This is a genomic window from Thermococcus sp., assembly GCF_027012695.1.
GTDB lineage: Archaea > Methanobacteriota_B > Thermococci > Thermococcales > Thermococcaceae > Thermococcus.
Genome location: NZ_JALUYR010000040.1, coordinates 1 through 11,336 on the forward strand (window position 1 = coordinate 1; position 11,336 = coordinate 11,336).

The following is an 11,336-nucleotide window of genomic DNA, read 5'->3' on the forward strand; positions in this document are numbered from 1 at the left end:
ATAGACCTTCTCCGGATTTTCCACGTGAATCCTGTAGACGTCCTCCTCGGTGAAGATGCCGTTCTGAAGGAAGGCCTTGGTTCTCCGCGGAACGGTTTTCGGCCCCAAAACGGCTCCGGGACGGCGTTTGTCATCTATGTAGTCCGTCTCCATCATGAACCTGTTGCCCTGCTTTATCGCCTCCTCGATGTTCTTCCTGCTGGCTATTATGCTCGGGAAGACGCCGACCTCTTGGGCCACCTTCACCAGTGGCGGTGAGAAGTGCTTAACCACCCTGTAGGGCTTTATGCCAACCTCCCTGACGTATTCTCCCAGCTCCCTGAATTTAGCTTCGTCGAAGCTCTCCGTGTGGAGCTGAACCGCGCAGTCGGCTTCTTTTGCCAGGCTCATACCGTACTTCATCAGCTCGATGCTGGCATTCCATATTTCCTCGCTAACCTCAAAATGAGGCCTCCCGATTTCCCCTATCGCTACCGCTTTTCCCTCAAAGCAGAGCTTCTGGGCGTATTCCAGAGCTTTCATAACTTCGTCCTTGGCATACTGGAGACCCTTTTTCTCGGCCAGATGGACAAACTCCGCCGGGTGGACACCCACCACCGCAAAAGCTTTCACCGGCGTTTCGCGGTTTATCCTCTCGACAAGCTCAATGTGAAAGTCCATCGCCTTCATGAAGTCCTCCGCTTTCAATCCCGGAAAGCCGTAGTCGTGGGCGGTCTTGTAGACAACGACGAGATGAGTTCCGCCAGCTCTGTGAAACTGCTTGACAGCCTCAAGGAAGAGGCCTTTGAAGGGGTCAACGTGGAAGTGGTCGTCGAGGATTATCATATCATCACCTCACGAGCGGTAGACTTCTATTACCTCTCCCTCCCCGACCTCGAGCCGTCCTTCGAGAACCAGCGCCACCCGATCGCCCTCCACCGCGAAGTCCACCTTCCTGTTCTGGATGTGGATCTCCCGTATCAGGGCCACCCCTCCGCCCCTAAGCTTGTAGCCCGGGTACAGGATACCATCCAGGACTATCCCCCCGAGTATCTGCTTTCCAAGAAGATGTGTCACGCCAACAACCTGAAACCTGCCCGAGGGCTTCCTCGAGACCAAATTCTCCTTTCCGGTCCTTCCGAGGAGTCTCTTCAGCGGGTTCACCCATACCACCGCATTATTTCTCTGGCCGAGAGGAGGATCCGGGTCCTGTTGTGAAGGAGCGTGAAGACGGACTTCCTCAGGTTCATTCTGAGCAGCTCATCCTCGTCAGTGAGCTCGACCACGGACGTGGCCACGTCCTCCAGCATTGGAAGGGGATTGAACCTCAGGCCTTCCACAACGGGTTCCTCCACTAGGTAAACCGTCGTGCTGATCTCGTCGCCGACCTTCTGCCTTATGAGGTTGAAGAGCGAGTAGGCGTTGTGAGTCCCCTCCTGGAGGGCCAGCAACCGCTCAAGACCGAGCACAAGATGAACGTAGGGGCCGCTGGGTTTTGCCCTCTCCAGCTGTTCCTCGAGCTTCTTCTGGTAAACGTAGGGGTTGTTCTCGAACCTTATCCTCCCCACGACGTTGCCAACCTCCCTGCTGCCACCGACCTTGATAACCCTCACCTCTGACCAGTCAACCCCAACCCCCATGAGGTCCAGGTGGGCGGTGTAGAGGGGGAGGGTATCAAAGATGTCCTCGATGATGAGGACCTTTCCGGAGTTCCTTGACAGGTGGACGAAGGAACTCAGGATGAATTCCGCCCCCAGGGTGGAGCGGTTTTCAATTAGGACAACTCCCCCTGGCCACAGCCTGCTGAATAAATCCTCAACATCTTCCGGTGTCGTGAGCACGGGTCGATACAGCTTCATCATCCCGACCACCTTCCCGCGTCTACCTTGGTCTTCATCCCGTTCAGGACGGGGTTGACTGCCTTTTTGATAGACAGATCAGCCCCGGTATGGTAGGGCTTGAGCACCATCAGGGTGGTGGCTATCCGCTCCAGTTCCGGGAGCGGGTTGTGGGGCAGGTTCTCCATGACGGCCCTGTTGATGAGGTAGAAAGCCTTCCTCTTCCTGTTGCCCACGAACCTCTGGATGGACAGGAGAATGTGGTAGAGCTCCAGCGGGCTTCTAACCGGGAAGAATATGGTCTCCAGCCCCAGAACTAGGTTTATGAAGGGGGCCGGAATCCTTTCAAGGGCCTTAATGCTCGCCTCCTCGTAGTTCCGGAGGTAGACCCTTGGATCCGGATGGAAGGGGACCCTGGCGACTATGTTTCCGAGTTCGATCCTTCCCCCCGTTTTCAGGACGTATACATCGTCCAGGTCTATCTCAAGCTCGAGAAACTTCGCGTGCGCCAGGATGGTGTGAAGGGAGTCGAAGTCATCGTCTATAAGGAGGGGGATCCTTCTCTCCCTTGAGTACTCCACGAAGAACTTGAGGAAGAATTCCGGGAGGTAGGAGGTCGTGTACTCGACCAGAACCGTCTCGCCGGGCAGGATTGCATCGGCTATTTCAAAGGCCCGTTTCCACTCCATATTTCTCACCGTTTTAATGTCCGTCTAACACGATATAAGCGTTTTGTAATTCCCGAACTGTTTTGTTTTTTGTACAACAAAACCTGACTTTGGAAGTACAAATGAAAAGGGGTTTCCCAATCCGGTTCTGGATCCGTGAGGGCCAATCAGTTCAAAGGAGATGGGGGATCTTGTTAGATAACTGCCGGGATTCCGGGTATCCTGGGGAATGGCTGCACTTCCGCTACATGCTTGGCCCCCACTATATAGCGGACCAAGCGTTCGATTCCAATTCCCGCTCCCGCGCTTGGCTTCAGTAAACCTGCCTTTGCAACCTCCAAATAGGGTCTGAATGCCTCAAGACTTATCCCTGCCTTCCTCATCTTTCTGACTATCACCTCGTACTCCCACTCCCTCTCGCCACCGCTGGAAACTTCACCGTAGCCTTCCGGGAGATAGAGGTCGTAGTTCCTGAAGTGGCCGGGTCTCTCCGGATCCTCCCTGTCGTAGAACTCCCTCTCGATGTCAGTTATCCAGAAGGGTTCCTCCATTAGTCTGCTGGCCTCTTCCTCGCTTCCAAACTCTTCTTCTATCTCCCAAAGGGTGAAGCGCTTGAAGGGCGGTCTTACCCTGGGCACCTCCCTTTCGAGTCCCCAGCTCCTCGCCTCCCTGAAGAGGCCGCTTATCATGCCTTCGATGAGGCCCATAACGTCGTCCATGCTTGCGCCGGCGATCTCGAAGTCGAGCTGGGTAAACTCGTAGGCGTGTCTTCCGTCATCGGCGCTCCTCCCCTCAAGTCTGATGTTAGGTGAGAGGATGAAGATCCTGTCCAGCCCCATCGCGATTGCCATCTGCTTGTGGAGTATCATACTGTGGGTCAGCCGCAGTTTGGAGCCGTAGACCTCGACCTCCGGCGGCCTCAGGGCCTCCTCAGCGGCAGGATCCGGCCACAGAGGATCGGTTATTGAGCTGAGCATCACTGGAAGGAGCCACTTGAAGCCCCTCTCCACCATGTATCTCGTCATATAGTCAATAACCTTCGTCTGGACTTCGATTGTCGGTTCAATTTTCCTGGTTACAATTTGGAGAGCGTTCATATCAACCACCCGATTCTTGTCACTGGGCTTTCCCTTTATGGCTCTTATGCAAAAAAGTTTGGATTTTAGTCAAAATATGACATTTATTTTGTGACTTTCCCGAATAAATGACCGAGTTGGAGCTTTGAATTGACACACTCTGGATGGTGACATAGATATCGTTATAACGATCGCCGAGAATTCTCCCCGGTGATTGGAAATGGGAGTCTATATATTCACGCCAGAAGACCTCGTTCGCTACGGGGCGGCGACGGAAGAGCAGCTTGGGACTCTTAGGGAGGCTATACTGTCCAAGAAGGATATCCTCATCGTCGGTTCAAGCCGTTCCGGAAAGACGAAGCTCGTTGAGGCGCTGATGAACTTCATTCCCGACGACAGGAAGGTTGTCGTGGTAACCGCCTACGGCGAGTTCAAGCCCTTCAAGCCGAACATCGTCGTCATTGACACTCAGTTCGATGGCAGACCCCTCGATGTGAGAACGTCTGAGGTTATCTCGAGAATAAAGGCCATAAACCCGGATTACGTAGTCATAGACACCATTCACACCATAGATGTCGCGAGGCTTCTGAGGGAGCTCATAGACGACTACGCCTTCATAGTGACATCACTCGCACTTACCGATGACATAAAGGGTGAGGTTAAGCACTGGCTCCGTATTGACGATGAGACCTTCAACCGCTTCGACGTGGTAGTCGAACTCGGCAGGGACTGGAGGACGGGAACGAGGAAGATAAGGGGAATCTACGCGGTGAAGGATGGGAAACTGGTCCCCCTGCGGTAGTTATTCCTTATTTTTCCGCCCGAGGCTCTTCCTGAGTTCATCCATGACCCTTTTCTGGCCCTCCCGCGTGAGATACCCCCTCCGCCACGCCCAGTAGAATACCCCGTTGAATGCAATTGTCGAGAGCACCGCGAGGGTGAGGGAGTTGAAGGTTATCCCCGCCATGCTGTACTGCGTCCTCCTGAACATTCCCAGGGCAACGTAGTCATCGGGGGTCATGTGTCTGATCTTCAGCCGGGCCCTGACCGTTCCATCCTCTGGAAGCAGGGAGAGCATGTGGTTCCACGTCACAACGTAGACCCTGATGTGAGTCTCATTCTCCGTGCAGTTGGGTATCACCAGGTTCTTCTCCAGCCAGAGGCAACTTCCATCGGGCAGGATTTTGCCATGCACGTCAGTGTGGCCATGGGTCTGGAAGTAGAACGTACCCTCGCTGGGGTTAACCTTGACAACCTCTATGTCCTGCGTCGCTCCGCCGTAGACGAGTCCCCTGAAGAAGCGGTAGAGTTTGTCTATGAGCGAGTTGGAGAAGTACTCGTCCTCCCAGACGATGTAGTAGTGTATAGTTCCGTCGTAATCGACCATGTAGAGGATCCCCATGGGCATGTCGTCGGGTCTGGCGTAGACGATCGGTATGTACCTCTCGACCTTCTCGCTCTGACCGGGGAGGTAGCCTTCCATCGAATAGCCACTTGATGTTAATCCGACGAACCAGAAGATGAGAAAGTTCAGAACCAGCCATGTGGCCATCCACTTTCTTGAAACCATGCTCTCACTAAAGGGAAAGAAGGGTATCAGCCCTTAAGCTTTTCCACTACCTCCCGCAGGTTGGAGAGCATCTCCTCGATGTCTTCGAAGGTCATGTATCCCATGTTCCCGATCCTGAAGGTTTTCTCTGCGACACTCCCGTAGCCCTTAGCCAATTCGAAACCGCGCTCGCGCATGGCGTTGTAAACGTCTATTCCCCTCATTCCCTCCGGGACGACGACGGCAGTAATCGTTGGACTCTCGTAACCTGGCTCTGCCAGAATTCCGAGGCCCATCTCCTTAACTCCGTTCCTGATGGTCTCGCTCCTCTTCCTGTACATATCGAGCCACTTTTTCTTTCCACCCATCTTCTCGATTATTCTGAGGACGACGTTGAGCCCCATGATCTGGGGCAGCGGGGGGGTTGATGGAGTTCCCTTCTTCTTTTCGTTGAACTTCCGGTAAAGCGGTAGGTCGAAGTACCAGCCGCGTTCCGGCATCTTCCCGGCTATCTCAAAAACGCGCCCGCTGACAGCGGCCATCGCCAGTCCCGGGGGAACACCGAAGGCCTTCTGACTGCTCGCAAAGACGAGGTCAATGTCCCACTCGTCGAACCTTATGTCGGCACCGCCCATAGCAGATACAGCATCGACGAAGAGGAGCTTGTCGTGTTCTTTGACCACTTTGGCCAGTTCGGGGAGCGGGTTGAGGACGCCGGTGGAGGTTTCGTTGTAGGTTATTGTGACGGCATGAACGTCGGGATTCTTTTTCAGGGTGTCGTCAAGTTCCTCCGGCTTGATGGCCTGACCCGGTTCCTTCTCGAGTATTACCGCCCTTCTGCCGTTGGCCTCAACAACATCGGCGAAGCGCTTTCCGAAGGCTCCTATGACCGTGACCAGGACCTTTTCACCCCTCGGTACCGTATTCCTGACGGCGGCCTCCATAAAGCCGGTTCCCGAGCTCGGAAAGAGGATTATTTCTCCCCTCCCGGCCTCGAGGAACCTTCCGAGTCTCGTGAGCGTGTCGGTGTGGAGGGCCTTGGCCTCGGCCGAGCGGTGGCTGAACATCTGGGTGGACATTATTGCCAGAACCTCGGGAAAGCAGGCGACAGGGCCGGCCGTGAAGAGCTTGTACCTCGGCTTCACCATCTCGTAGACTTCCCGATAAGCGTCCTCGTAATCCATGTCGAACCTGAGCTCCATTGGATCACCCGGCCCTATTTCTCCGGGCCTCTATAAAAGGGTTCTCCCCGACCGCAGGTTTTTCTCCACATGGGGCAGTTAGATGAAGGACCTTCGACCTCCCAACGCTTTTAAAGTGATCCGCGGAGGTCTGGGGGGTGATCCGATGGAAAGGAGGTTCATTGGCGTAATCCTGCTAGTGGTCTCGGCGTTCACAGGAACCCTCGCCTTCAGGCTCGCCACTCCCGCCATAGCGTTCTACACGCGCGACGTTTTGGGGGCGAGCATGCTGGCTGTTTCGATCGTCTCAATGTCCTTCGTCCTGGCGAGGGCCTTTTCATCCGTTTTCGGTGGTCTCCTCCTTGAGAAGAACAGGACCCTGGTTTATCTCGGGGCCCTGGCCATGGCCGGTAATGCAATCGCCGTGCAGCTTTATCCCCTGGCCTCCACATGGGTTCATGTTGCAGGAATAAAGCTCCTCAACGGCTTTCTAAACGGACTGGCCTGGCCGATAGCCCAGTTCGTGATAGCTGTCACCACCCCAAGGGCGATAAGGGCGAGGGTCACTGCGATATACTTCTTTTCAGGCAGCATCGCCGCCCTGCTCGGGAACTACGCCTACGCTTATACCGTTCACCTCGGGCTCCCGACACAGATGCGAATCTCCTCTGTCTTTTTCATAGTCACGGGGCTTCTGATGGCCCTGGCTTACTCGTTCCTCCGGGGATTGATAACCCCGCGCAGAAAGGAAACGTCCGGCGGTGAAAAGCCGTCACTCGATCCCAGGCGGATCCTCCTCATCGCTGCCCTCATGTCGGTAATAGTTGCATTCACCTCCGGCGAGATAACCTACGTCTACGTCGCGGAGGCGCTCGGACTGGACAGGGCAACGACTTCCACACTCATCGGTTGGGCCAGCTTCCTGGCGGCGATGCTGAGCTACGTCGTCTCATGGATGGCCGATGTGGGGAGTGAGAGGAGAACGGTGGCAATGACCTCGGTGCTGGCAGCAGTCTCGCCGCTTCTTGCGGCAGTGAAAACTGCCCCGACGGTTTTTCTGGGTATATTCCTGGCCCTGTTCTCCTTCCAGAGTTTCCGGCCGATTTCGAGGAAAATCCTCGCTTCTCACCAACGCTCGTCACTCGCGATAGGCGGCGTCAACGGCGTCCAGAACCTCTCAACCTTCCTGGGGGGAATGCTCTTCGGCCTTGCCTACTCCCTCGGGGAGCTCCAGGGTACTGTGACGCTAAACCTTGCGCTCCTGAGCTTCCTGCCCTTCTCCCTCGCCCTCCTCTGGGCGGGAATCCATCCGGGGGAGATGGAATGAGGGCTCCAAAACTTTTATAAAAGCGATGGCAAGCTAAAGTTAGGCCCGACTTACGCTCATTTGGAGGTGAGAGTATGGGACTCAGACCGGCTAAGATTGATAGGGACGTTGACAAGCCCGCTTACACGAGAAGGGAGTACATACGCGGTGCTCCGGGACCCAAGATAACGATCTTCGACATGGGCAACCTCTCCGCCCAGTTCCAGTACGAAGTCAGCCTTCAGGCGGAACAGGCGATGCAGATAAGGCAGAACGCCCTCGAGGCCATTCGTATTCAGGTCAACAGGTACCTGCAGAAGAACGTCGGAAGGAGCAACTATCACTTCAAGATAAGGGTCTTCCCCTTCCAGGTGCTTAGAGAGAACCCGATGGCCACCGGAAGGAAGGCCGACCGTTACGGAAACGGTATGAGGAGACCCTTCGGAAAGCCGATTGGATTAGCGGCTAGGGTTAAGAAGGACCAGAAGATCCTCACCGTCTGGGTCAACGAGAACCACCTAAAGTTCGCCCTCGAGGCCATGAGAAGGGCCAAGATGAAGCTCCCCTACCCGGCCTACTACAGGATCTACGACGGCGAGGGCAACGACGTTACCACGAAGGTTCTCTCGACCATGAAGCGCTGAGCCTCTTCCCTTCCCCTTTTCCGGCGCTTCATCTTTTCTCAATTCACAACCGTTATTAACGATGACGCCCTACCCTTTACCGGTGGTTGAATGGTCGGCTCCCACTTCAGAGACCTGCTCATCAGGCTCGGCCTACCCCGGGAGAGGCTCGAGGTCCTCGAGGGGAAAGGGGGAATCGAGGAGAACGAGTTTGAGGGAATACGGTACGTGAGATTCCGGGATTCGGCAGGAGGTTTCAGACGGGGAACCGTGGTTTTCGGGGACGGAACCGTGGTCCCTGGCTTTCCCCACATAAAGAGAATCGTCCAGCTTGGGAATGGAGTGAAGAGGATATTCAAGAACAAACCGTTCTACGTGGAGGAAAAGGTTGACGGCTACAATGTGCGTGTCGTTAAGGTCGAAGACAAAATTCTGGCCCTCACGAGGGGTGGTTTCGTCTGCCCCTTCACAACCGAGAGGATCACCGACTTCATAGACGAGGACTTCTTTGAGGATCACCCAGGGCTAATTCTCGTGGGTGAGATGGCCGGACCCGAAAGTCCGTACCTCGTCGAGGGGCCGCCCTACGTAAAGGAGGACATTCAGTTCTTCCTTTTCGATGTCTGGGAGAGGGAAAGAGGAAAAAGTCTGCCCGTTGAGGAGCGCTATAAACTGGCTGAAGAGTACGAAATCCCACAGGTTGAGCGCTTCGGCCTCTTTGATAGAACAAGAACCGACGAACTCATGGAGCTCATCGAAAAGCTGAGCGAAGAGGGTAGGGAAGGCGTTGTAATGAAAACCCCCGACATGAAGAGGATAGCCAAGTACGTAACTCCCCACGCCAACATCAACGACATAAAGATAGGCTCGCGCATATTCTTCGACCTTCCCCACGGCTACTTCATGGGAAGGATAAGCAGGGTGGCCTTCTACCTGGCCGAGAGGCACGTTAAAGGCGAGGAGTTTGAGGAATACGCGAAATCCCTGGGGGAGGCACTGCTTAAACCCCTTGTGGAAAGCATCGTTGAGGTGTCCCAGGGCCATGAAATCGAGGAGACCTTCACAGTCCGCGTCAGGAACATAAGCACCGCCCATAAAATGGTCGCCCACTTCGAGAGGATGGGCCTGAGAATCCGCATAGAGGACATCGAGGATTTAAAGAATGGCTACTGGAGGATAACATTCAAGAGGGTCTATCCCGACGCGACGAGGGAGATAAAGGAGCTGTGGAACGGTTTAGCTTTCGTGGACTGAAGTTTCTCCGTTTTGTTTTTGGAGGCATGTGCTTTTTTAAATTGCCAATAAGATACTCACGAGTAAGTTCGTTGACAGGAAGGCGGAGCTGAACTTCCTCGGGGAGAGATATCGCTCGGGAAAAGCCGAGATGATAATTCTCTATGGGAGGAGGGAACGAGACTAACCTAGAGGACTTCTCGTTGAGGTTAGTTAACCACTTCAACGACCCTTTCCCGGGAAAGCCCGGTGCGGAGCGGGGGGCTTTCTTCACGTACCCCGCCGGAAATAGCGAGAAAAGGCTCGTGGTCGTGATTGACGAGACCCAGTATCCGGCCAAAGCCGACGGGGGTTTTCAGAACACGATCCAGAGGCTCCACCCTTCAACAGGTACCACCCCGACACGCCCCTCGAGCGCTTTGATCCTGAATTGAGCGCCGAGTTTCTAAGGAGGGGCTTTGAAGAAGGACAAGTGTGGGGTAAGCGAGGGCGAGATTGAAAGGGCCGTTGATGAGCCGGACGGAATAGTGGTGGCCTACGGTTGAGAATAATGAAAAGGGGTTTATAATGGTGGGGGAAATTATTTAGAAGAGACCAGCCAGTCATCCCACCATGATCCCTCCACCTCTTTGGAAACCCCGTAGTTCCAAAGAAGCAGGCGCGTCTTGGCGTCGATTACAAGTTTGAGAGTGGCATCTTCAGTTTCCGCTTTCACTATAATGCACTCCCTCCCGTTGATGATCCTCACGTCCTCCACGGTGAGGTTGGCACAGCATAACTTGAGAGTGTAACCCTTTTCAGCCTTTAGCCGCTCGAATACAGGGGAGTACGGATATCCAATCCTGAAGAGTTCGACTTCAGCCCGTTCCCCCTCAACGAAGATGGAACCGTCCGGCTGATATATTATTGGTGTCGAATTGATTATTTCGGCACGGTTGGTCCCCTCCTGAAGCGAGTGATCGGGCCGCCACCACTCGATCCGGAACCTCTCAACCATAACAAGGTCTCTCCCCTTCATGGACACTGTGAAGATCCTCGTTGAGTTCTCGACCAGCCCCCTGTTCCCGAACAGACCCCCATCGGAATATTCGCGCGACTTATACACAAGTGTAAGGTTTGAAGTGAGGGGCTTAAGGTTGGTGGCGTTGAACTTTATCTCGGGTTCCACCGTATTGCCAGGACTCCGACCGTAGAGGTAATATGTCCCACCGGCTACCAACAGAAAAAAGATAAGAATGGCAGAGTACAGAGTCTTAGAGCGCTTCACGCGAATCACCTCAGCAGTTATCGTGCCAGCGCTTCACAAGTGTCGGCCAGAAATTGTGCAGAAAACCGTACCAGTTCTTTTCAGGATTGGGCTCAGGACCCTCCACGTAGCCCATGCGAGTTTTTGGACTGTATCTCGCCTCGTAGCGGTATCCGTATCCAATTTCTCTTGTGAAGTCCCGCCCGTATATGCCATAGGCAGCATACCGATCGGTTTTGTGGTAACCCCTGCTTGTTACCTCCTTAACAAAGCTGTCCAGGTCAGGGAAATATTTATAGTTGCCTGACCATCCGAGTTTTGGATCAACGTTCGTGCAGCCCCAGAGACACGCTACCCCCTTTTCTCTACTGCACGATGAGGGGGATCCTGACTTTCTCCATGAACAGTAAGAAACTCCCAGCTTTTCTTTCGTTGGTATCCCCCAAGCGTATACTGTCCCATCCCTGCATGAATAGGTGCCCCCTGAAGAAGCGGTTATTACAGGTTTCATTTCCCTTTGCTTAAGGGCCGAGCAACGAGCGTTGGATAGGTACACACTGAGCAGGAGTCTGTTTCTGATGATTTTCAACTTTGCCTCATCGGGCAGTCTGCAGAACGCCCTGGCTTTTTTGATATC

General features: G+C 54.3%; 14 protein-coding genes. 5 read left to right on the top strand and 9 right to left on the bottom strand.

Features of this window, described 5'->3' with window-relative positions:
• The 5 genes from MV985_RS02235 to MV985_RS02255 form a co-directional block, all read right to left on the bottom strand.
• On the bottom strand, window positions 1–825 hold an 825-nt coding region (locus MV985_RS02235), incomplete at its 3' end, for a TatD family hydrolase (protein WP_297460082.1).
• Between the two features lie 9 nt (window positions 826–834).
• The gene (gene pbp11 / locus MV985_RS02240) at window positions 835–1,143 is read right to left on the bottom strand and encodes a tRNA-binding protein Pbp11 (protein ID WP_297460096.1); all 309 of its coding nucleotides are present in this window, start codon (window positions 1,141–1,143) and stop codon (window positions 835–837) included.
• Entirely contained in the window at window positions 1,140–1,841 is a 702-nt protein-coding gene (locus tag MV985_RS02245) for a DUF257 family protein (RefSeq protein ID WP_297460104.1), read from the bottom strand. The genes pbp11 and MV985_RS02245 overlap by 4 nt, the downstream gene beginning before the upstream one ends.
• Window positions 1,838–2,506: a DUF257 family protein gene (locus MV985_RS02250; protein WP_297460189.1), complete on the bottom strand. Its 669-nt coding sequence runs from the start codon at window positions 2,504–2,506 to the stop codon at window positions 1,838–1,840. Before MV985_RS02250 ends, MV985_RS02245 begins: the two co-directional genes overlap by 4 nt.
• Before the next feature lie 173 nt (window positions 2,507–2,679).
• A complete protein-coding gene (locus MV985_RS02255) occupies window positions 2,680–3,591 on the bottom strand; it encodes an asparagine synthetase A (protein WP_297460112.1) in 912 nt (303 codons plus the stop codon).
• A gap of 190 nt (window positions 3,592–3,781) precedes the next feature.
• Here MV985_RS02255 and MV985_RS02260 point away from each other — a divergent pair, with 190 nt between their 5' ends.
• A complete protein-coding gene (locus tag MV985_RS02260; RefSeq protein ID WP_297460118.1) occupies window positions 3,782–4,363 on the top strand; it encodes an ATPase in 582 nt (193 codons plus the stop codon).
• Here the strand turns inward: MV985_RS02260 and MV985_RS02265 are convergent, their stop codons facing one another.
• Together MV985_RS02265 and MV985_RS02270 are read right to left on the bottom strand one after the other, a co-directional pair.
• Window positions 4,364–5,131, bottom strand: a complete 768-nt coding sequence (locus MV985_RS02265) for a hypothetical protein (RefSeq protein ID WP_297460125.1) — start codon at window positions 5,129–5,131, stop codon at window positions 4,364–4,366.
• Between the two features lie 26 nt (window positions 5,132–5,157).
• The gene (locus MV985_RS02270; RefSeq protein ID WP_297460134.1) at window positions 5,158–6,312 is read right to left on the bottom strand and encodes an alanine--glyoxylate aminotransferase family protein; all 1,155 of its coding nucleotides are present in this window, start codon (window positions 6,310–6,312) and stop codon (window positions 5,158–5,160) included.
• Between the two features lie 145 nt (window positions 6,313–6,457).
• Here MV985_RS02270 and MV985_RS02275 point away from each other — a divergent pair, with 145 nt between their 5' ends.
• From MV985_RS02275 to MV985_RS02290, 4 genes are all read left to right on the top strand, one after another.
• Entirely contained in the window at window positions 6,458–7,618 is a 1,161-nt protein-coding gene (locus tag MV985_RS02275) for an MFS transporter (protein ID WP_297460143.1), read from the top strand.
• Window positions 7,619–7,692: 74 nt separating this feature from the next.
• Window positions 7,693–8,241: a 50S ribosomal protein L16 gene (locus tag MV985_RS02280; protein WP_297460151.1), complete on the top strand. Its 549-nt coding sequence runs from the start codon at window positions 7,693–7,695 to the stop codon at window positions 8,239–8,241.
• Between the two features lie 90 nt (window positions 8,242–8,331).
• Entirely contained in the window at window positions 8,332–9,474 is a 1,143-nt protein-coding gene (locus MV985_RS02285) for an RNA ligase (RefSeq protein ID WP_297460158.1), read from the top strand.
• Window positions 9,475–9,656: 182 nt separating this feature from the next.
• Complete coding sequence (locus MV985_RS02290) at window positions 9,657–9,887, top strand: hypothetical protein (protein WP_297460165.1); 231 nt, start codon at window positions 9,657–9,659, stop codon at window positions 9,885–9,887.
• A 146-nt stretch (window positions 9,888–10,033) separates the two neighbouring features.
• Here MV985_RS02290 and MV985_RS02295 read toward each other — a convergent pair whose 3' ends face one another.
• Both MV985_RS02295 and MV985_RS02300 read right to left on the bottom strand, forming a co-directional pair.
• Complete coding sequence (locus MV985_RS02295; protein WP_297460173.1) at window positions 10,034–10,720, bottom strand: hypothetical protein; 687 nt, start codon at window positions 10,718–10,720, stop codon at window positions 10,034–10,036.
• A 10-nt stretch (window positions 10,721–10,730) separates the two neighbouring features.
• The coding region (locus MV985_RS02300; RefSeq protein ID WP_297460180.1) for a hypothetical protein at window positions 10,731–11,336 on the bottom strand (606 nt) is incomplete at its 5' end.